18 protein-coding genes are annotated in these 22,890 nt (G+C 33.1%); 12 read left to right on the forward strand and 6 right to left on the reverse strand.

What is annotated here, in order from left to right; all coding sequences use genetic code 11:
• Window positions 1-146 precede the first annotated feature (146 nt).
• Entirely contained in the window at window positions 147-5,816 is a 5,670-nt protein-coding gene (locus tag EAH81_RS13690; RefSeq protein ID WP_140507962.1) for an alpha-2-macroglobulin family protein, read from the reverse strand.
• Between the two features lie 233 nt (window positions 5,817-6,049).
• Between EAH81_RS13690 and EAH81_RS13695 the strand changes: the two genes are divergently transcribed.
• Entirely contained in the window at window positions 6,050-6,592 is a 543-nt protein-coding gene (locus tag EAH81_RS13695; protein ID WP_140507964.1) for a hypothetical protein, read from the forward strand.
• Window positions 6,593-6,594: 2 nt separating this feature from the next.
• Here EAH81_RS13695 and EAH81_RS13700 read toward each other — a convergent pair whose 3' ends face one another.
• Window positions 6,595-7,038 carry a nucleoside deaminase gene (locus tag EAH81_RS13700; RefSeq protein ID WP_140507966.1) on the reverse strand — a complete coding sequence of 148 codons (444 nt, stop codon included), beginning with the start codon at window positions 7,036-7,038 and terminating at the stop codon, window positions 6,595-6,597.
• Between the two features lie 220 nt (window positions 7,039-7,258).
• On the opposite strand from EAH81_RS13700, the gene EAH81_RS13705 reads away from it, so the two are divergent.
• The 6 genes from EAH81_RS13705 to EAH81_RS13730 all read left to right on the forward strand — a co-directional run bounded on the left by EAH81_RS13705 (window position 7,259) and on the right by EAH81_RS13730 (window position 13,840).
• Window positions 7,259-8,263, forward strand: a complete 1,005-nt coding sequence (locus tag EAH81_RS13705) for a hypothetical protein (RefSeq protein WP_140507968.1) — start codon at window positions 7,259-7,261, stop codon at window positions 8,261-8,263.
• Window positions 8,264-8,360: 97 nt separating this feature from the next.
• Window positions 8,361-9,236, forward strand: a complete 876-nt coding sequence (locus EAH81_RS13710; RefSeq protein WP_140507970.1) for an energy transducer TonB — start codon at window positions 8,361-8,363, stop codon at window positions 9,234-9,236.
• 2 nt (window positions 9,237-9,238) lie between these two features.
• A complete protein-coding gene (locus EAH81_RS13715; RefSeq protein WP_140507972.1) occupies window positions 9,239-10,063 on the forward strand; it encodes a hypothetical protein in 825 nt (274 codons plus the stop codon).
• Entirely contained in the window at window positions 10,063-10,944 is an 882-nt protein-coding gene (locus tag EAH81_RS13720; protein WP_140507974.1) for a hypothetical protein, read from the forward strand. The genes EAH81_RS13715 and EAH81_RS13720 overlap by 1 nt, the downstream gene beginning before the upstream one ends.
• Before the next feature lie 67 nt (window positions 10,945-11,011).
• Window positions 11,012-12,799 carry a 1-deoxy-D-xylulose-5-phosphate synthase gene (locus EAH81_RS13725; protein ID WP_140507975.1) on the forward strand — a complete coding sequence of 596 codons (1,788 nt, stop codon included), beginning with the start codon at window positions 11,012-11,014 and terminating at the stop codon, window positions 12,797-12,799.
• Window positions 12,800-12,838: 39 nt separating this feature from the next.
• Entirely contained in the window at window positions 12,839-13,840 is a 1,002-nt protein-coding gene (locus EAH81_RS13730; RefSeq protein ID WP_140507977.1) for a DUF3078 domain-containing protein, read from the forward strand.
• A 181-nt stretch (window positions 13,841-14,021) separates the two neighbouring features.
• Here the strand turns inward: EAH81_RS13730 and EAH81_RS13735 are convergent, their stop codons facing one another.
• Window positions 14,022-15,368, reverse strand: coding sequence for a deoxyguanosinetriphosphate triphosphohydrolase (locus tag EAH81_RS13735; protein ID WP_140507978.1), 1,347 nt, complete (start codon window positions 15,366-15,368; stop codon window positions 14,022-14,024).
• Window positions 15,369-15,645: 277 nt separating this feature from the next.
• Window positions 15,646-16,107 (reverse strand): Lrp/AsnC family transcriptional regulator, encoded by a 462-nt coding sequence (locus EAH81_RS13740; RefSeq protein ID WP_089353020.1) that lies wholly within the window; start codon window positions 16,105-16,107, stop codon window positions 15,646-15,648.
• A 157-nt stretch (window positions 16,108-16,264) separates the two neighbouring features.
• Here EAH81_RS13740 and metE point away from each other — a divergent pair, with 157 nt between their 5' ends.
• The 4 genes from metE (at window position 16,265) to EAH81_RS13760 (ending at window position 20,156) form a co-directional block, all read left to right on the forward strand.
• Window positions 16,265-18,586, forward strand: a complete 2,322-nt coding sequence (metE, locus tag EAH81_RS13745; RefSeq protein ID WP_140507980.1) for a 5-methyltetrahydropteroyltriglutamate--homocysteine S-methyltransferase — start codon at window positions 16,265-16,267, stop codon at window positions 18,584-18,586.
• Window positions 18,587-18,894: 308 nt separating this feature from the next.
• Entirely contained in the window at window positions 18,895-19,311 is a 417-nt protein-coding gene (locus tag EAH81_RS13750; RefSeq protein ID WP_140507982.1) for a helix-turn-helix domain-containing protein, read from the forward strand.
• 205 nt (window positions 19,312-19,516) lie between these two features.
• On the forward strand, window positions 19,517-19,849 hold the full coding sequence (locus EAH81_RS13755) for a type II toxin-antitoxin system RelE/ParE family toxin (protein WP_140507984.1): 333 nt from the start codon (window positions 19,517-19,519) through the stop codon (window positions 19,847-19,849).
• Between the two features lie 7 nt (window positions 19,850-19,856).
• Window positions 19,857-20,156: a helix-turn-helix domain-containing protein gene (locus EAH81_RS13760; RefSeq protein ID WP_140507985.1), complete on the forward strand. Its 300-nt coding sequence runs from the start codon at window positions 19,857-19,859 to the stop codon at window positions 20,154-20,156.
• An 86-nt stretch (window positions 20,157-20,242) separates the two neighbouring features.
• Here the strand turns inward: EAH81_RS13760 and EAH81_RS13765 are convergent, their stop codons facing one another.
• Complete coding sequence (locus EAH81_RS13765) at window positions 20,243-20,833, reverse strand: outer membrane beta-barrel protein (protein WP_140507987.1); 591 nt, start codon at window positions 20,831-20,833, stop codon at window positions 20,243-20,245.
• A 184-nt stretch (window positions 20,834-21,017) separates the two neighbouring features.
• Window positions 21,018-21,599: an outer membrane beta-barrel protein gene (locus EAH81_RS13770; RefSeq protein ID WP_140507989.1), complete on the reverse strand. Its 582-nt coding sequence runs from the start codon at window positions 21,597-21,599 to the stop codon at window positions 21,018-21,020.
• Window positions 21,600-21,743: 144 nt separating this feature from the next.
• Between EAH81_RS13770 and gldA the strand changes: the two genes are divergently transcribed.
• Window positions 21,744-22,640 carry a gliding motility-associated ABC transporter ATP-binding subunit GldA gene (gene gldA, locus EAH81_RS13775; RefSeq protein WP_140507991.1) on the forward strand — a complete coding sequence of 299 codons (897 nt, stop codon included), beginning with the start codon at window positions 21,744-21,746 and terminating at the stop codon, window positions 22,638-22,640.
• Window positions 22,641-22,890: the final 250 nt, after the last annotated feature.

Here is a 22,890-nt window from a genome sequence, read left to right on the forward strand (position 1 = left end):
AATTATTACTTTTAATTTTTTATTATCCTAACAGGTTTTAAAAACCTGTTAGGTATGTTTTTAACCTCTATTTAATTTTATTTTTTATTCTAAACCTTTCATATAAATACCTAACAGGTTTTGGAAACCTGTTAGGATACGCAAATTTATTTTACTACTTCAACCCAGAATCCTTTTGTTCTCGCCAAAAATGTATTATCATACATGGCTTCGCATTGTAATCCCGGCAAGTAATAATTACCTAAATAAGATGCATTAAGCAAAATCCTGAAGACTTTTGTTTCTCCGGCTTTCATACCAAAATAGAAATTAGTTCGATCGTCGCGGATATCAATATAATCGGCAATATTGTTTGTGGCGTCCCCATAATCCGTAAAACGAGTATTTACAATCTCAAATCCGGAAGGCAAAATTTGCGATAATGCTACATTTTGAACGCTTTCGTTTCTTTGATTTCTGATTGTAACTTCAGCGATAAACTCAGTTCCCTGACTAATTTTGAAAACATTAATAACGCCGCCTTTTCTGTTTTTGAAAACAATAGCTGCCGAAACATCACTTTGAATAGCATTTTCCTGTCCGATTGGCAATATTCCCGTGTTTAAAACACGCACATAAACCGTGTTGTTTTTAATGTTTTTCAGCACAACGCTATTAGCCCCCGATTGAACAACCAAACTTCTGTCTGCAATTGTTTTTTGTGTACTTATCGTTTCCCCCTTTCCATTTTTACTAAACTGAAGATTAATTCCTTTAGGGCCATTGCTAATCGCAAATTTCGACATTGAATACAAACAATATGCAGTTGTTTGCGTGCTCATCCATTGATTGTTTGACATTTCTTTTGCCAATTTTGTAGCCATTGCAAATGCTTTTTGTTTTTGTCCCAGCAACAACATAGTTTCCAAAGCCATTGCTCTGTTTCTTTCGCTTGAACCGTAATAGTAATAATTATAATTACTGGATTCATTATCAATACTGGTACTTAATAAAAGATTTTGCCCTGCTGATTTTTGCCCTGCCAAAACATAAGCTGCCGCCAAGCGAAGCTTGCTTTCGTTCGAAATTCCTTTCGTTTCACGTAATCTGTTCATCGAAGATAAATCAGCATTTCCAGCTAAAGCCAAAGTATATAATCTATATGCTTGCGCTAAATCATTACCATATTTAGGTTCAAAACGCCATTGTTTCGCTTCTTTTTGTTGATACGAAACCCATTTTGATTTGAAATTTATTGGTAATACATATCCTTTTTTCTCCGCTTCAATCAGGAAATGTCCAGCGTATGAACTTCCCCAGTCATCCGCAATTGTATTTCCTTGCCAATACGACAATCCTCCATTTGATAATTGAAAACTTCCTAATCTGGTAATTCCGGCTGTGATATTCTTTTGAATAATTCCTTTTCTTGTAACATCCAAATCAACAACATCATTCAAAAACAATTGTGGAAAAACAGACGAAGTTGTTTGCTCTACACATCCATGCGGATACTGAATTAAGAATTGCAATCTTCCGTTCAGATTCATGGTCGGCATTGACGAAACTTCTAATCTCGCTTTATTGCTTCCTGAAACTCCAAAGGTTTTCCATGAAATTGTTTTGGTACTATTAGGAGGCAAAATAATATCGGTAAAAGTATTCGTAACCGGATTCGGGTTTGTCATATCAATTTCGACATCATAAACCGATTTCTCTTTTCCGGAAGTTGCGATAACTTGTACTTTGGCAATTCCTGTTGCAGAACCAACCACAAGATTAAAATAAGCCATTTTTTCGTCAGGTTGTGCAAAAGTCAACGATTGTGTTGCGCTTCCCATTACTTTTAATCCATTGCTCGTTTTTAGCTGAATTGTAACATTTTTGATGTTATTTTCGGTTGCAAAAATCGTAACCGGAATCGTTACTTTTTCCGAAGGCGAAATTTTTCTTGGCAACGAAGCCAAAACCATCAACGGACTTTTTACCGGAGTTGCTTTTTCGACACTTCCGTAAGCACTTGTATTCGCATCACCGGCAACAACCATAGTTCGAACTGAACCTATGTATTTAGGTAATTTTAACTGATGTGATTTGGTTTGTCCTTTTTCTAATTTAAACGGACCATAATACAATACAACCGGTTTAAAACGGTTGGCTTTTTTGGCTTTTCCGCCACCTAAATCCTGATCCCCACCAATACTGAAAATCTGATTTATTTTTCCGCCATACGCCCCAATTACATCATCATAAACATCCCAGGTTTTTACGCCTAAAGCTTCACGAACATAGAAACTATCCCACGCATTTGGTGTTTTAAAACGGGTTAAATCCAATAATCCCTCATCAACAACCGCAATTGTATACGTCATTTCTTTACCTGTTTTCTCCCCTACTTTTACTGTAAATGTTTGCTCAGGTTTTAAGACATCCGGCATTGAAAGCGTTGGTGCAAGAATCGTATTTTTGTCGACAACTTCAATCGGAACAATACCATACATACGAATTGGTGAATCGTTCTTGGTCGAAGCGTGTGGTTGCAAAAGTGTAATATTAAAATACACGTTTGGAGCCATAGCTGCCGTAATTGGAATCTCTACTTTAGTTTCTCCTTTTTGTGTTTTTGCCCAAATAGTCTGTACTACTTTTGATCCGTTTTCGATAGAAATCAAAGCACGTCCACCTTCGCTTGACGGAAATGATATTTGCGCTTTTTCGCCCACGGCATAATTTTTCTTATCTGTAGAAAAAACCAACATATTTGCTGTAGAAGCATCTCTGTTGCGCGTTTTTCCAGACCATATTGGCCAATCTATATTTACGGTTAAGGCAGTTGCATGACCATCTGGATTATCTGAAACGCGAATTAAATAACGCCCCCATTCTTCGTCGGTTAACGAAAACTGAATATATCCTTTTCCGTTTGCATCTGTATTGACAATATAGGTTTTATATGCTGTTGTGGCATTCGATGAATTATAATTAGACAAATTATCGGTTGAAGCATCCCACCACCAACGCCATTCTACTTTAAATACTTTTACTTCCAGATTCCTTACGGATTTTGGTCTTCCGTTTTCATCAAGTGTCACAATCTCAAAACGGTTATTGGTTCTGGTTTCCAGCATTCCGTATTTATTAGGTTCCGGTGATTTTATACCTACATAAGTTTTGTATGGCGAATAGGTAGTCGAAATCACATCGGTACTAAAATCTCCGCCTTCTTCATACACTTTTGTGATGAATGAAGCACGAAGCATTCCCGGAGCTTGTCCTTGCAATTTTGGCTCAATGTTTACCGATGCTTTTCCGTTTTCATTTAATTTTCCAGAGAAAACATTAATTTCTTCTGTACTAAATTGACGTACTAAATCATCAAAAGTAAATTTCTCATATCCTTTGAAAGTGGTTGTTTGCTGCGAAAACTTAGCCTGCATTTCTACATTCAGATTTTTTGCAATTGCGCCATGAAGCCACGTCACTTCCAAGTTACTTGTATTTGGGTAAGAAGATGAAAGTGTTTTTCTGGAAAAATTATTCTTTATTTTTAAACGATTCGGTTTGATCGTTTCAATTTTAATGCTTTTGTAAAATTTAGCTCCGCCAACACTTATCATGGCTTCCCAATTTCCTGTTGGCGCATCTGCACTTGTGGGAACTACAAAAGAATAATGATTTAACTCATTCGTTTTTTGAATGGTTTGATATGTCGTTTTTCCGTTTGGATCATTCAATCTAAATTTAATTGGATGTGATTTTGGCAATTTATTTGAAACATCATTTAAGATAAAAGACAAATACAAATTATCTCCCGGACGCCAAACACCACGTTCTCCATAAATAAATCCTTTTAGACCTTTTTGTAAAGTTTCACCTGCAACATCAAAATTACTTACTGATAATGAAAGTCCATCATCGAGTTTTACATAAGTCGATTGATCTCCTAAAGTAACAATCGCAAAATAAGCGAATTTATCCAGTTGAAAAGAAGCAATTCCTTCGCTGCTTGTCGCTCCCGTAGTTATTTTTTGTTGCTGATAAGTGTACAAATCAACCCTTGCGTTTGAAACAGGTTCTGTTGTTACAATATTATTTACCGCAAATACATACGATTTATTCTCTCCTCTTTTGGCAATTACACCTAAATCAGTAGCTAAAATATTAGTTGCTATTCTGGCATTATAATAATACGAATTGGTACACGGATCCTGACTTTCTCTCCATTCGTAATCGTCATAATAGTAATCATCATAGGAGTTTCCGTTGTAGTTTACGTCATTTTCATCAACCTCTTCTTCGTCACCTTCATTCTCATTTTCTTCTGAAGATTCACATTTATACAACGAATATTTCTTTTTGTAAACAAATTCTACTCTATAGATTGCGCCTGGTTCGGGTGTAATTATTTTAGATAAATCTAATGCAAATGTGTTCCACTTGCTTGGATTTACCAATGCGCTTTCATTCAATTTGAGTGTCGTTTTGGCAACTGGCTGCGCGACCTTTTTGAGGTTCTGACTACCGTTTAATTCATTATACTGTAGAAACTGTAGAATATTATTTTTGTAGATTTTATATACTTTTACATCAACAGCACTTAAATTTACGGCTTCAAAATTCAGTTTTAGATTATTTGAACTTGGTAAGATTGTTCCGTTTTTAATGAAACGAACAGCAGGTTTTATTTGATCAAAAGTGATTTTCTCATTGTAATTTGAGTCCATTTTTTTTCCGTACTGACTTTCAATTCCCTGAAAAACTTCCACCAATAAATCTCCTGCCAGAATTTGTTGCGGTTCAGCTTCTTCATTCTGAACAACTTCTACAGCATCATCAACTACCGCTGCTGCACTATCAACAACAATTGTAGATGAATCGACAAGCGAAACTGTCGATTCTTCGATTGCAACAGGAACTGGTTCTTGTTTTTTAGCTGGCGCTTCATTACTAAAATAAACTTTCAGTAAATTTCCCTGAGTCGAAAATTTTAAATTATTGGCATTCTGAATCGAAACCAAGCCTTTAAAATCCTGTCCTTTTTCTAAAGGTTCTGAAAAATTAATTAAAACCGATTGATTACTTCCGTAAGGAACTTCAACTTTTACGATTTTAAATTCGTTTATATTCGTAATCGGAACGTCTAATTGTCCTTTTTGGTCAATATCAAAATCACTTCCATCATATAAAATTTCAAGATTTGATACCTCGTCATAACGCTGAATGCTATCAATTATAAAATTGAATTCTTTTCCGGAACCCGATTTTTTTTCAAACTTAATTTTAAGATCTTTTCCTTTTTGCTGTGCAGAAACTAATTTTTTAGCAGTTTCAATATCAATATTATCTGCTGTTTTTAAGACGCAGTTCAAATACTGATATTCTTTACTGTAAGATTGAATATCCGCCGTATTAATTGTAAAATCTTGCTTGATTGTTTTAACTGTAAAGTTGAATTTCGAAAGTTCCTTTTCTTTTTCTTTCGGAATTGTAATCAGTTTATCCAACTTCAGGGTTACTTGATATTCTGTTCCGGGTTTTAGCTTTTTCTCGGGTATAAAAGCAATTGTGTTGGTCGAAAGTGCCACGACTTTTCCATCGACACTTGGTGAAATGTCAAACAAATCGCCGTCTAAAACCTGATTGGCTTTCCAGTCTTTTTTATTAAAATTTAAAACTACCCGAATATCCGATTCCGACGAGACTATTCCTCCCGTGAAACTGACTATATACTCTTTAAATAATGAAAAATCTGAATTGAAATCGGCAGCTGATTTTCTACCGCAAGATTGAAAAATAAAAAACACACAAAACACGAGAACTAATCCTTTTGCTTTCACTTTTATTTAGAGTTAATGGGTTACATTTTTTTTGGAAATAATAGAACGTTTTAACATTTCACTGTTAAAACCATAACTAGCGAAATGCCAATTATATTGTAGTAAATGTAAAGTATTTTCTGAAATGTTTTAAGAGGAAAATTCGTCAGTAATGATTATTTAACTTTTGTTGAATTTTTCGAAAAATCAATTAATTAATATAGTATATTTCGCTCGTTTCAATAGTCCTAAAAATGCCAAATAGCCTTCATAAAGATTCCAGTGAAAATGATTTTATTATCAAGAACAAAACAACAGTCATATACGCTTTAAAGGCAATAACATTTTTTATCTTAGTAGGCTTTTTAGATTTTTATATCTTGCCAAATTCAAAAACAACAGATGTAATAACTCATTACGCAGTAAGAACCGTGGGAGGAAAAAATGGCACGGAACCACAAAAAGTATCTTACCATTATTATACAAAAAAAGGATTTACTTTTTCGACTGTAAAGAAGTACATCGAAGAAAATGATATACAACTTGAGTATTCTTTATTATTTAAGTCGGTAACAAAAGTCAAATCAACGAATAATGATTATACAAACAATCTTTCTAGTAGTTTGAGCATTAACGGAATTCAATTTTATTTTTGCTGTGTTTTACTTCTTTCAATAGCTATAAGTTTAAAAATACTTCTCTCAAAAAAAGCTTTCACTGAAAATGCATTTTATAACATAATATGCTTTAATTTCTTTATGGTGTTTATATGCTTATATATGACTTATCTCTATTAAAATTATTTACGTCTTTCAACAAAAAAGCGTTTCATTAAATCGGCAGCTTCATTTGCCATAATTCCAGAAACTACGGTCGTTTTAGGATGTAATTTTGTTCCCATTGTCATAAAACCACGTTGTTCATCACGAGCTCCAAAAACAATTTTAGAAATCTGACTCCAATACAAGGCTCCTGCGCACATTTGGCAAGGTTCGAGTGTAACGTAAAGTGTACAATCTTTAAGATATTTACCACCCAGAAAGTTTGCTGCGGCTGTTATGGATTGCATTTCGGCATGAGCCGTAACATCATTCAGTAATTCGGTTAAATTATGACTGCTTGCAATTACTCTGTCAGCAACAACAATAATGGCTCCAACAGGGATTTCGCCTTTATCAAAAGCCATTTCAGCTTCCTGTAAAGCTTTTTTCATAAAGTATTCGTCGGTGAAGGGATTTATCATAATTGCAAAAATAAGGTTTTGAAATATTTTTTACTGAAATTAAAGTAACAATAAATCTTCATATTTGATCTTTGAGATAATTCAATAAATTTAATCGCCTCAAATAAATTGATTTTTTGAGGCAATTAGCAAATTTAATCGCCTCATGTTTCAAACAAAATCATTTTGCCAAGGACTTTCGTATTTATTTTTTATTACATTTAAATATTGAAATTCAAAAATGGAAAGAAAACTCAAAATAACAATTTCTGAACCATGCCATGAAAGCTGGGATCAAATGACGCCAAAAGATAATGGTCGCTTTTGTATGAGCTGTTCTAAGACTGTCACTGATTTTTCTGTAATGTCAGTTGAAGAAATTCAGCTTTATTTTATTAAAAATCATCATAAAGATATTTGTGGCAGATTCAAAAAATCACAATTAGAGCTTTTAACCATTCAGATTCCATCAAGTGTTATGTATACACAAATACCGTATCGTAAAATGTTTTTATTGGCATTATTCATTGCTATGGGAACGACTTTGTTTAGCTGCACAGATAAAAACGGCAATAAACATAAAATTAATACAATAGAGATCGTTGAAGATTCTGTAAAACTAAGCCCATTAGCAACGAAAGACAGTTTACAAGATAAACCTCTTCCGCCAAGTATGCCTACAATTTCAGTAAATCTACCTCCAATTGAGGGTAGCAGTGAAGCTATAGGCATTAATTATAACCCTGAAAGTTACATTGCAGGAGGAATTGGTATATATGAGTCTATTTACATATGTTCTGATTATCCCGGTGGACTAAATAAATTATATGAAACTATCCAAAACAAATTTGAACTTCCCAGAAAAGCCAAAAAATCGACAGGAGAAATTCAGGCTTATTTTTCAATAACTAAAGAAGGAATATTAGAAGATATTAAAATCGTAAATGACATAGGACATGAAACAGGAGACGAACTTACACGTGTTTTATGCACCTCTCCCAAATGGCTACCTGCGCAAGAAAACGGAAAGTCAATTGTGAGTTACTACGAGATACAATTAAGTATACAAAAAGACAGTCTTAATTTGGAAAGAAGACAACGGAAGTTCTCAAAAATAACTTGTATTGCAGTTTCAAATATAAAAAATCCATACAAAACAACATCTGAAAACACGATTGACAAATTTGCAATACAGAATGAAGAAATATCAATTGTAAAAGATTCGACAGAAACGAAAAACAAATAAATTTAAAATAGCAATTTTGCTTTTTCTCTTATAATAAAAAGCAACTAATTTTAAGATATTTTCGCTTTTATTACATTTAAATATTGAAATTTAAACAATGCATAAAAAATACAAAATAACGATTCCGGAACCCTGTCAAGAAAATTGGGACAAAATGATTCCAAATAAAAATGGTCGATTTTGTATGAGCTGTTCTAAAACGGTTATTGATTTTACATTGATGTTGCCGGATGAAGTACAACATTTTTTTATCCAAAATCAAAATAAAAGTATTTGCGGAAGATTTAAAAATGAACAATTAGAGACGGTAACAATTCAAATTCCGAGTCAGGTTTTATATACTCAAATCAATTATCACAAAATGTTTTTATTGGCATTGTTTATTGCTATGGGAACAACGTTGTTTAGTTGCCAGAATAAAGATGGAAATAAGCAAAAAATAGATAAAATTGAAGTTGTTGCCGATAGTTTGACTGAGAAAAATATATCTGTTAAAGCTATTGCAGTAAAAGAAAATGATTCCATACCAAGTCCTCCAACACCTCCCGGACTTAAAACAAACACACAAAAAGACCCGGAAATTTATCATTCAATGATCACTGGAGAAATAGTCCCTATAGATCAAAATGAGAATTCAAGTAAAAACGCTATTGATTATGATACAGTTTTTAACGCTGCAGTTTTAGACGTTTCACCAAATCCGAAAGGCGGAATGAAACAGTTTTACTCTTTTGTTAATAATAATTATGTTATTCCGAATAAAACAGAAATTTATAACGCAAAAATATACGTTTCATTTATCATAGAAAAAGATGGAAGTTTAAGTACTTTCAAGATAAGGAGAGATGCTGGACCAGGAACGGGAGAAGAAGCGATTAGGGTTTTAAAAATGTCTCCAAAATGGAACCCTGGAAAATTAAACAATCACTTAGTTAGAACTTCTTGCAACTTACCAATTTCATTTAAACAATAAAAATGGAAAGAAAACTCAAAATAACAATTCCTGAACCATGTCATGAAAGCTGGGATCAAATGACTCCAAAAGATAATGGTCGCTTTTGTATGAGCTGTTCTAAAACACTTATAGATTTCACAACTTTGCTGCCTGAAGAGGTACAACATTTTTTTATTCAAAATAAAAATAACAGTATTTGTGGAAGGTTTAAAGATGAACAATTAGAGATAGTAACAATTCAAATTCCGAGTCAGGTTTTATATACTCAAATCAATTATCACAAAATGTTTTTATTGGCATTGTTTATTGCTATGGGAACAACGTTGTTTAGTTGTCAGGATAAAGATGGGAACAAAAACAGAATTGATAAAATCGAAATTGTTGATAATACAGAGCAAGATCAAAATGAGGTTACTTCCGTATGTTATGGACATGAGATCGAATCTAAAAAAGAAAAAACGAAAAAAGAAGTTAGTGCAAGAGTTACACTAGGGATGGTAATTCCTTCTCTTGAAAAAGGAAATTTTGAGTATAATATTATATACAATTCAAATGATTTAGATGTTTTACCAGTTCCAGAAAATGGAATGAAAAAATTCTACGCTTTTTTTAATAAAAATTATGTTGCTCCAAACAAAACAGAAAAGTTTCAGGGAAAACTAAATATCATATTTGTAGTGGAAGAAGATGGCAGTTTAAGTAATTTCAACATACCTAAAAATACGCCAATAGCAATAGGAGAAGAAACTATTAGAGTTTTAAAAATAGCTCCAAATTGGATTCCCGGAAAACTGAAAAATCGTATTGTTCGATCTTCTTATATTTTACCTATTACAATTAAATAATGAATATAAAACAAAAAATAACAATTCCTGAACCTTGTCATGAAAATTGGGATAAAATGACTCTAAAAGACAATGGACGTTTTTGTCTGAGCTGTTCTAAAACTGTTGTAGATTTTACAACTAAGCTACCAGATGAAATTCAACAATTTTTCACTCAAAATCAAAACCAGAATATCTGCGGAAGGTTCAAAAAATCTCAATTAGACACGATAACAATTCAGATTCCAAGTAAGATTTTATATTCGCAAACACATTATCATAAAATGTTTTTATTGGCATTGTTTATTGCTATGGGAACAACTTTGTTTAGTTGTCAGGACAAAAACGGAAGTAAGCAAAAAATTGATAAAGTTGAAGTTGTTAAAAAAATTCCAACACAACATAGAACTGTTGGAGAGGTTAGCCTAAGAAACAATAATTCAAATGATACTCTTTTACCGCCTCCGCCTCCGCCAAAAATTGATCAGGTAAAATTTGTAAAAGAAAAAGTAGAAATAAAAAAAACAAAAAAATTAAAATCTAAAACAAATAATTCTGGCGAAACAACAAAGCAGAATACTAATGACGATGTTGTTTATAATGGAGGTGTTGCAATTGAAGCAAATGCAGAATTTCCAGGTGGAATTGATAATTTCTACACTTTCTTTGGAAAAGAATATAAAAGGCCCGAAAACTCAGAAACAGCCAATTTTAAAATTAGGCTTTCTTTTGCAGTAGAAAAAAACGGATCTATAACTTATCTTCAATCCGAACCTGCAATCGATGAGCCTATTGAAAAAGAAATTATTAGGGTTTTCAGTTTATGTCCAAAGTGGCAATCCGGAGCAACTAATGGTAAAAAAGTAAGAAGATTATATTCTTTACCAATCGTATTACAATAAAGATTGTCTTAAACTAATATCACAATAAAATTAAATTTAAAACCGTAAATTTGCTTTTTACCTTACAATGAAAAGCAATCTACTTTCAAACATATACAATCCTGCTGATTTACGCACACTTTCTGAAGCGCAACTTCCTGAAATTGCACAAGAATTACGTCAATTTATTATTGATGTTGTTTCTGTAAAAGAAGGACATTTGGGTGCCAGTTTAGGCGTAATTGAATTGACTATTGCTTTGCATTATGTCTTCAATACTCCCGAAGATTTATTGGTTTGGGATGTTGGTCATCAAGCTTATGGACATAAAATCCTGACAGAAAGAAGAGAAATTTTTCACACCAACAGACAAATTGGAGGTATTTCGGGTTTTCCTAAAAGAAGCGAAAGTATTTACGATACTTTTGGTGTTGGTCACTCCTCTACTTCTATTTCGGCCGCTTTGGGAATGGCAATTGCTTCTAATTTAAAAGGTGACTTCAACAAACAACATATTGCTGTTATTGGTGATGCTTCTATTGCATCCGGAATGGCTTTTGAAGGCTTGAATCATGCAGGAGTTACAGATGCGAATTTGCTGGTTATTCTGAATGACAATGCTATCGGGATTGATCCTAGCGTTGGCGCACTCAAAAAATATCTTACTGCTGTAAAAGAAGGAAAAAATCCGAAGAAGAATAACATGATTAAGTCTCTGAATTTCGATTATTCGGGACCAATTGACGGACATGATCTTCCAACTTTAATCAAAGAATTAAATCGATTAAAAAATATAAAAGGTCCTAAATTCCTTCATATTGTTACTACAAAAGGAAAAGGCCTGCAACAAGCCGAAGAAAATCAGGTAAAATATCACGCACCTGGAAAATTTGATGCTTCAACGGGAGAAATTATTTTAAAATCTGAAGAAAATCTTCCTCCAAAATTTCAGGATGTTTTTGGTTTAACCATTTTGGATTTAGCCAAAAAGAACGAAAAAATTGTTGGTATTACGCCTGCAATGCCATCCGGAAGTTCTCTAAAGTTTATGATGGACGAAATTCCGGAACGTGCTTTTGATGTAGGGATTGCAGAGCAACATGCCGTAACGCTTGCTGCCGGAATGGCAACTCAGGGAATGATTGTGTATTGCAATATTTATTCGACTTTTTTACAGCGCGCCTACGATCAGGTTATTCATGATGTGGCGTTGCAAAACTTACCGGTTATTTTCTGTTTAGACCGTGCCGGTTTGGTTGGTGAAGACGGTGCAACACATCACGGCATTTTTGATATTGCTTATTTAAGAACGATTCCGAACCTGATAATTTATGCGCCAATTGACGAAATTGCGCTTCAAAACATTTTATTTACGGCACAATTAGGCTTAAATCATCCCATCGCAATTCGATATCCGCGTGGTCGAGGTGTTTTACCAAACTGGGAAGTAGAAAATTTCGGACAATATGAAAAAATTAATATAGGACAGGCTAGCACATTAAAATCCGGAACAAAAACGGCAGTTTTATCAACCGGAACTATCGGAAATAATGTGATATTTGCTATTGAAGAATTGAGTAATCCTGAAACAATTGCACATTATGACTTTCCATTTATTAAACCATTAGATATTAAATTGTTACATGATATTTTTTCTTCTTTTGAACGAATAATTACCATCGAAGACGGTGCCATAAGCGGTGGTTTTGGAACTGCAATTTTGGAGTTTTCGGCAGCAAATAATTACAAAAATAATATTGAAATTTTGGGTATTCCTGACGTGTTTATTGAGCATGGAACGGTAAGTCAATTACAACAATTGTGTAAAATTGACGTTAAAAGTTTGGTAAATCTTTTTTCAAACGCCACAAAATAATTATTTTGCACTGCCAAAAAGAAAATTAAAATCAACCTAATGAAATTATTGCGTTCTACCCTTTTGCTTCTATTGCTATTGTGTACTTCAAATAACTTTGCTCAAATTATACAAACGACTTTAGACCCTAATCAATTACCACAACTTCCTTCAAACTGGACTAAAAAAAATCAAGTAGGTTTTGACATTTCAGAAATTGCTTTTGTAAATTGGAGCGCCGGGGGAACAAGTTCTGTTTCGGGTTTATTTAAAGGCGAATTTAACCGAACCTATCAAAAAGGAAATCATAAATGGGTAAATGAACTTATCGTAAAATATGGTTTAAACAAGCAAGACGGAATCGAACTTCGTAAAACGGATGATGCGATAATGCTGAACTCGACTTACGGTTTTAGAAAAGATACGATCTCAAATTGGTATTATTCTGCTAAATATAACTTCAATACGCAGTTTACAAATGGATATAATTATCCAAACAGAGATATTGCAATCTCCAAACCGTTTGCACCGGCTTATATCTTTTTAGGAGCCGGAGCTGAGAATTCTAACAAAAAGAAAAACAGAACTTTTTACTTCTCACCAATAACTTTAAAAACAACCTTGGTTTTAGATCAGGATTTGGCTAATCAAGGATCTTTTGGTGTTAGAAAAGCAGTTTATGCAACTGATCCTATGGATCCTAATTCTCAAATTTTAATTAAAGAAGGACAAAAAATAAAAGCTGAGTTTGGTATTTTGTTAACAGGATACATGAAAAGCGAGATTTATAAAAACGTCTTTTACGAAAACAGATTAAGTTTATACACAGATTATCTCAATAAATTTGGGAATGTCGATGTCGATTACGATACTCGTCTCGATCTTGTTGTTAATGCTTATGTAAAAGCCAACATTGGCGTACATTTAGTTTATGATGATGATATCAAAACCAAAAAAGATGTTGTAGATCCAACTACAGGAACAACTTCGCAAGTAAACGACGGACCAAGAACGCAGTTACGACAGGTTTTGGGCGTAGGTTTGGTTTATGCTTTTCAGTAGAAAGATCTATGTTGGGTAAGTATTTTAACACATAGAAACATTAGAATTTTTAGCTTCAAAAAAAGGCGTTTCACTTTTTTAAATTCATCCCGATGCTTCGGGACTATGTGATAAGAAACTTGTTACTTTTTTGTATTCTTTCCAACACATAAAAACTATGTTTCTATGCGTTAGATTTTTTTTAATTACCTTTTCTACCGTTGATAGTTTCGAACAATTCCAGCGCGTTTCCATCTGTTAAAAGAGAAACGAAATGACAAATATGCAACAATCTCTCGTACAAATTAGTTTTGTCTAAATGATGCTTTTCAGGAAGCATTTTCAGAATCAATTTGTCATAGTTTGAGGCTGTTCCTTCGTATTTATTATTAAAAGCAGTTATAAATTTATCCAGCAAAGTCTGAATGATTTGATACCCTACAATTTCTTTTTCTACAACTTCACGGCTTTGATAAATTTTAGAAACGCTTAACTTGATAATATCATCCATTTGCGCTTTGTATTTGCTTTTATCCGTTAAGGCAAAAGGAAATTTTCCGGCAAGAATTGCTTCTTCATTTTCAACAAAAACATCAACGGCATCATTAATTAAAGCGCCAATTGCCAAAGCACGCAAATAGCTGATTCGGTCTTCTTTGGTTTCTAAAAGTTTATATTTAGAAACTCCAATATTATCTTTTACAAGTTTAATAAGATATTCTAGAGCATAATCCTCAGAAACTAAACCGAGATTTATTCCGTCTTCAAAATCAATAATAGTATAACAAATATCATCTGCCGCTTCTACTAAATAAGCTAACGGATGTCTTTCGAAACCAATATCATCTCCTGATTTATTGGCAATCATTCCCATATCTTTGGCAACTTCTTCAAAAAATGTTTTATCAGTCTGGAAGAAACCGTATTTTTTATCGGCAATATCATTTGTTGGCTTTTTCGGTAAACTTTCTTTCGGGTATTTCATGAAAGCTCCCAAAGTTGCGTATGAAATTCTAAGTCCGCCTTCGATTCCGGGGCGACTTGCTGAAAGCACTGAAAATCCGTTTGCATTTCCTTCAAAATCAATTAAATCCTGCCATTGTTTAGCTTTTAATTGATCTTTATATTTTAATCCGTTTCCTATCGAAAAGTATTCTCCAATCGCTTTTTCGCCAGAATGTCCAAAAGGAGGATTTCCTATATCATGCGCCAACGAAGCTGCTGCTACAATTGCACCAAAATCATTCAGATGATAACCGTGAACTTCTTTTAGATGCGGATATTTTTCGATAATCTTTTTTCCAACCAAACGCCCTAAAGAACGTCCCACAACCGAAACTTCTAAACTATGCGTTAATCTTGTGTGTACGAAATCTGTTTTTGAAAGCGGAATTACCTGTGTTTTATCCTGTAAAGATCTAAATGCTGCCGAAAAGATAATTCTATCATAATCAACCTCAAATCCTAATCGGGTATCATCTTGTTCTACACGTAATCTTTTGCTTGTGTCTCCTTGGCGTTTAAGTGATAAAAGTTGTTCCCAGTTCATTTTAATTGTAGATTGTAGATTAACGATTTTAGATTTATGATCTAAATTGATGATTTAAGACTTCAAAAATACATTTTATTTTAGGATAATATTGAATAAAAATATGCCACAGATTAGTTTTTTTGCCACGAATTCCACAAATTAACACAAATCATTGGGCTTAAATTAATTCGTGAAAATTCGTGAAATTCGTGGCAAACAAATATTAACCATCACTCATAAAAAATGATTATAAACTGTACATCCCGATAGCTATCGGGAGTGGCAAAATATCATTTTAAAATTCTAATGCCGTACTATGTTTTATTTCTCCCATTACAAAAATACTGTTCGTATTTCCTATATTTTCGATAGTCGACAATTTATTCATTACAAAATCCTGATAACTGGACATATCCTGAACGAGTATTTTTAGCATAAAATCATAATCTCCCGCGATATTATAACATTCTATAATTTCAGGAAGCGCGACAATATCTTTCACAAAATTGCTTCCCACGTTTTTTGCATGTTCTTTTAGGCGAACATTACAAAAAACGGTCATTCCGCGATTCATTTTTTTTCGGTCTAATAAGGCAACATATTTAGTAATATATCCATCACGCTCCAATCGTTTTATACGTTCATAAACGGGTGTAACGGTCAGGAATAATTTGCTTGCCAGATCTTTTGTGTTAATATTTGAGTTTTCCTGAAGGTGTTTTAAGATCTGTAAATCGGTATTATCTAGATTTTCCATAGTATTTTTTACGGCAAAAATGCCTTTTAAAAGATTTTATCCGTAATATAATCTTCATAAAACAAATTAAACAAGACTATTTACTTAAATAATAGCCAAATATAAGTTTTAAAATCTAATACAATAAATTTGTTCAGTAAAAAATACTGAATCAAAAATGAAAACAAATAATTTAGGTTACCCAAGAATTGGCAGCAACAGAGAATTAAAAAAAGCTTCGGAATTGTATTGGGCAGGAAAAATTTCTGTTGATGAACTTATCGAAACCGGAAAAGATATCCGTCGCAGAAACTGGCATTTACAATCAGAAGCCGGAGTAGATTTGATTCCGTCAAATGATTTTTCTTTTTATGATCAAGTGCTTGATTTGACTTTGACTTTGGGCGCGATTCCAGAAAGATACCATGAACTTGCCAAAACAAATTCGGCTATAGATTTGTACTTTGCAATGGCAAGAGGAGCGCAAAAAGACGGTCAGGATGTTGTGGCGATGGAAATGACAAAATGGTTTGATACCAATTATCATTATATTGTTCCTGAATTTACAAAGAATCAAAAATTTGAATTGTTTTCTGAAAAAATAATCGATGAGTTCAAGGAAGCAAACGCTTTAAACATTGCTACAAAACCAGTTTTAATTGGACCAATTTCTTATTTACTTTTAGGAAAAGAAAAAGAAGAAGGTTTTCACCGAATTGATCTTATTGACAAATTACTTCCGGTTTACTTGGAGATTTTCGAAAAATTACAAGCCGAAAATGTTGAATATATTCAGCTTGACGAACCTTTCTTAGCTTTAAATTTAACAGATAAAGAAAGAAACACCTTCACGGAAGTGTATAACGAAATCAACATTCGTTTCCCGAAAATCAAAATCATTCTGGCTAATTATTTTGATTGTTTTGGAGAAAACTTAGCAACAGCATTGGCTTTACCGGTTGATACTTTCCATTTAGATTTAGTGCGTTGTCCGTTGCAATTGGACGACATTTTAGAATCTGGAAAATTAAACGCAACAGTAAATCTTTCTTTGGGAGTTGTTGACGGAAGAAATATCTGGAAAAATGATTTCAAAAATTCTTTGGATCTGATCAAAAAAGCAACTGATGCTTTGGGAGAAAACAGAATTTTGGTTGCGCCGTCTTGTTCTTTAATTCACAGTCCTTGTGATTTAGATTTAGAAACAAACGACGATACTCTAACTCCGGAAATTAAACAATGGTTGGCTTTTGCAAAACAAAAAATCAACGAAATTGTACTTTTAAAACAATTTGCTTCAAATGAAGTTGACGTTAAAAACTCTGTTGATTATGAAAGAAACGTAATTGCAAATGATAATCGTAAAACTTCAAAATTGATTCATAATAATGAAGTAAAAACAAGAGTTGCCAATATTACTTCGGCTGATGATAAACGTAAAAGTACTTTTGCTATCCGAAGAAAAAGTCAAATTGAAGCCCTAAATCTTCCTTTATTTCCAACAACTACAATTGGATCTTTTCCTCAAACGGCTGAAGTGAGAAGCTGGAGAGCAAAATTCAAAAAAGGAGAATTAACTACGGAACAATACAACGATTTAATCGAAAAAGAAACGGAAGCTACCATTCGTTTTCAGGAAGAAACCAGAATCGATGTTTTGGTTCACGGAGAATTTGAACGTAATGATATGGTCGAATATTTTGGAGAGCAATTGTCTGGTTTTACGTTTACAAAAAATGGATGGGTTCAAAGTTATGGTAGCCGTTGCGTAAAACCTCCGGTTATTTATGGTGATGTTTCAAGACCAAACCCTATGACGGTAAAATGGTCAAAATATGCACAATCTCTGACTCCAAAATGGGTAAAAGGAATGCTTACCGGACCAGTTACTATTTTGCAATGGTCGTTTGTTCGTAACGATCAGCCGCGTTCTGAGACTTGTACACAGATTGCTTTGGCGATTCGTGACGAAGTTGTGGATCTGGAAAAAGCAGGAATTAAAATCATTCAAATTGATGAACCTGCTATTCGCGAAGGATTGCCTTTAAGAAAAGAAGAATGGGCAAACTATTTGGATTGGGCTGTAAAAGCGTTCCGAATTTCGGCCAGTGGCGTTCATGATGACACACAAATTCATACGCATATGTGTTATAGCGAATTCAATGATATTATTCAGAATATTGCTGATATGGATGCTGACGTTATCACGATTGAATGTTCGCGTTCGCAAATGGAGCTTTTGGATGCTTTTGCCAACTTTAAATATCCAAACGAGATTGGACCTGGAGTTTATGACATTCACTCGCCTCGTGTTCCTTCAAGTGCCGAAATGGTTCGTTTGTTAGAAAAAGCTTCGGCAGTTATTCCGGTAGATCAATTATGGGTAAATCCGGATTGTGGTTTGAAAACGCGTCATTGGGATGAAACCAAAAAGGCTTTAATCGAAATGGTTGCAGCAGCTCAAGAAATGAGAGCAGCCGTTGAAAGCCCTGTAAATTAACATTTTTAATTAGATTATATTTTGTTTTTTAGTGTCAACAAGTGGAGTCGAAATTCTTGTAGTTATGATTTCTTTCGACTTCACTACTGTTGGCATTTTTGTTTTTATTTCATTACTCTCGTCCTTAATCATTAATGCTTTTTATAATTTGACTTTTTGATTATACTTGTCCGAAAAATTGTATTTTTGTTCAACAAGCACTATTTAATAAGAGAATTTTATTAAATAATTTTATATGTATCCTACTGTATTCGATCTGTTTTTTACATTTCACGTCATATTATAGTGGTAATTATTATCTTTGAGCTATGAGCACATTAACAAAACCAAATCATATAGGCCGAAAAATTAGTCGTATTCGTGAACTAAAAGACATGAAACAAGAAGCCTTGGCACAAGCTTTAGGAACAAACCAACAGGCTATTTCTGCTATGGAAAATAGCGAAACTATTGATGAAGAAAAACTTGTAGAAATTGCAAAAGCTCTTGGTGTAAGCGTTGAAGCAATTAAAAACTTCTCTGAAGAAGCTGTATTTAATTATTTTAATAGTTTTAGTGATAACAGTATAAATCAAGGACCAATTGGTGCGCACAATATTTGTCACTTTCATCCTTTAGACAAGCTAATGGAAGCAGTAGAAGAAAATAAAAAACTTTACGAACGTTTGCTGCAAGCTGAAAAAGACAAAAACGAATATTTAGAAAAATTATTAGAGAAGAAATAAGCTTTTCTAAACGATATTAATTCAAAAAAGAGAGACTTTCACGAGTCTCTTTTTTGTTTTCTAGAAAGTATTTCTATATAACAACCAAATATTTAAAAGCAATGTGTTATAAACATTGAATAATTAATTTTTACACTTTTATCTAAAAAATAAGAAAAAACTTAATTTACTAGGAAAATGTTCACTTTTAAGATAACTTTGCAATATGATGAGGAAAATTATTTTTTATGAACATTATTTCATTGACTTCTATCGAGAACAAGATGAAAAAGTAAAACTAAAAATACAATACGTTCTTGAACTGATAAAACAAGTAGATCGCGTTCCAGAAAAATTTTTAAAGCATTTATCAGGAACGGAAGGTTTGTATGAGATTAGAGTTGAAGTAAAATCGAATATTTATAGGATATTCTGTTGCTTTGATGAAGGAAAACTAATAATCCTTTTCAATGGTTTTCATAAAAAATCACAAAAAACGCCTAAGACAGAATTAGAAAAGGCATTAAAATTAATGACTCAATATTTTGAACATAAATAATACCACTATGAAAAATTATAAAACAGTAAAATCATTTGATGACCTTATTGAAACTGAACATGGAAAACTCGGCACGGAAAGTAGAAATCAATATGAAGAAAAGTCACAAATGTTCATCATTAGCGAAATGTTAAAAGAAGCTCGTAAAAATGCCAATTTAACACAAGAACAATTAGCGGATAAAACTGGAACAAAAAAAAGCTATATTTCTAAACTTGAAAATGGAAAAGGCAATGTGCAACTTTCAACATTAATTCGAATTTTTGAAATCGGATTAAACAGAAGGGTTGGATTTACCTTTTTATAAAGTCTCTTAACAAAATCTTATTTCCAAATAACAAAAAAGCATCCACCGCGGCGAATGCTTTTTCAAAATTGAAATATATTCTAAAATTAAAAATTCTTTGAGATCCCTACAGAAAATGCTTGCCCAAATGTAAAATTGAAACTACTTTTTTTAATTCCGTTACCATTATCTCCATCATAGGTTAAAGTTTCATAATTTAAACCTCCAATATTAAAGTTTAGACCAAAACCATTATGAACGTTGATAAAAATCGCTGGCGTAAGCCCAACATAAAACCCATCTCCTTTGTTAGTCGTATTAAATGCTCCGTTTCTAGCTGTGTTTTTGCTGTTTCGGTAACCCGCTCCTAAATCTGCGTAAGCAGAAAAAGTTTGATTTAAAGCTTTAGAATAACGTAAAAAGCCTCCTAAAGAAAAAGAATTTGTTTTGGATTCATTGACCGTACCATTCTCATCTTTTACCGTTGAAACAGCACCTTCAAGACCTGCTGTCCAGTTTTCATGAAATTGATATCCCACTTTGGGCGAAAAACTAAAATAATGATACGTATTCTCTAAAACGTCGTGTCCACTGTTTTGAGAGTTGTAATTAACACTTCCCATAACTAAGATGGACCCTTTTTGGGCATTTGCAAAGCTAAAGATAGCCAGTGCAGCGATAACTAGAATTTTTTTCATAAATGTGATATTTAAATTTTAGTAATCTATTAACAACAACAATGCCACCTCTATTGTATTGCTAAACAACCAGCAAATAATCAATCAATTACGCAAGCATTTAACAAAACTACCAAGTCTTTAAAACAAAAAAAAAGCATCCGCCGCGGCGAATGCTTTTCTGAAATTGAATATAAACTTAAGATTAGAAGTTTTTAGAAATTCCAATACTTGCTGTCTTACCAAAATTAAAGTAGAAACTGCTATTATCTCCACCATTATTCTCAACGTTCATTGTTTCGTATCCTAAACCACCAATGCTGAAGTTTAAACCAAAACCTTTTTTCATGTTAATGAAAAGTGCCGGAGTAATACCTACGTACATACCATCTGCTTTAGATTTTGCGTAACTATTATCAGAACCATAAACTTTTCTTTTTGCATTTTGAAAACCTGCACCCATATCTGCAAAAACAGAAAAAGTTTGACTCAATGGCACTGAGTAACGAACAAATGCCCCTACTTTGAAACCATTATCTTTTACTTCTCTAACTGTATTCTCATCCTTAGATGAAGATACTGTAAATTCACCTCCAACAGTCCAGTTATCATTAAATTGGTAACCAACTTTAGGAGAAAAGCTAAAAGTATTTGTTTTTTCTTCGCTAAACTGATATTCAGTTTTATCAGAAGTGAAACCGATGTTTCCACCTACTAAGATTGTTCCTTTTTGAGCATTTGCAAAACTGCAGATAGCCAATGCAGCCATCACTAGAATTTTTTTCATGGTATTTATTTTTTAATTTACTTTCCTTTTAACAATAACGATGCCGTGACCGCTGGCCTTTAAGTTTTTTTTATGATTTCTTTAAAAGACAAAAATTAAGAAAGCAAGACTATTTCTGTTTACTTTTGTAGCAAATAAAAAGTCATGTCGATAGAAGTAAACAACATATCAAAAAGTTACGGATCTCAAAAAGCCTTAAACGGAATTTCATTTTCTATTGAGAAGGGAGAAATTGTTGGATTTCTTGGTCCAAATGGAGCAGGAAAATCTACATTGATGAAAATTTTGACCACCTATTTATTGGCAGATAGTGGCTCAGCCCTTGTAAATAGCCATGATGTCATGACAAACGCAAAAGCAGTTCAACGTTCGATTGGATATTTACCGGAGCATAATCCGTTGTATTTGGATTTGTATGTTCGTGAGTATTTGGCTTTTAATGCCGATGTTTATCAGGTTTCAAAATCAAGAATCGAAGAGGTGATTCAACTGACAGGACTGACATCGGAAAGCCATAAAAAAATAGGACAATTGTCTAAAGGATATCGCCAGCGTGTGGGACTTGCCAACGCTTTATTGCATAATCCTGATGTTTTAATTCTCGACGAACCAACTACTGGTCTGGACCCGAATCAGTTAATGGAAATTCGAAATGTAATCAAAAATGTAGGGAAAGATAAAACGGTTTTTTTATCAACTCATATTATGCAGGAAGTTGAAGCCATTTGTAGTCGTGTCATAATTATAGATAAAGGAGTAATTGTTGCCGATAAAAAATTAGATCATCTGGTTTCTGAAGGTAAAGAACAAGTTATCGAGGTAGAATTTGATTATCAGATTCAGGAACAGCTTTTGTCCAAACTGGAGAATATTACTTCATACAAAAATATCCACGATATGACTTGGGAATTGACTTTTGTTGCCGACAAAGATATGCGTCCGGCAATATTTGATTTCGCCAATGAAAATGGTTTAAAAACATTACAACTCAATCAGAAAAATAAAAACCTGGAAGCCGTTTTTAGAGAAATTACTAAATAAGTTTTCAGTTTCAGTTTCAGTCGCAGTTTACAGACAAAAGTCCATTTATTCTATTCAGGAATAAATGGACTTTTTTTATGAAATATCATTTCTTCTCTTTTTGCTTTTTCAAAAGTATAAGTCTTGTTTCATACACTTTATATCAGAATCCAGCTTTTATTTAAATTTACAGCTTTTTCACTAAATCACTAGTGACTAATTATCAATTTGTTACCGTTTTTTGTTATAAAATTCAATTATTTTTATTTAG

Origin of the sequence: Flavobacterium pectinovorum, assembly GCF_006438875.1 — a bacterium.
GTDB lineage: Bacteria > Bacteroidota > Bacteroidia > Flavobacteriales > Flavobacteriaceae > Flavobacterium > Flavobacterium pectinovorum_A.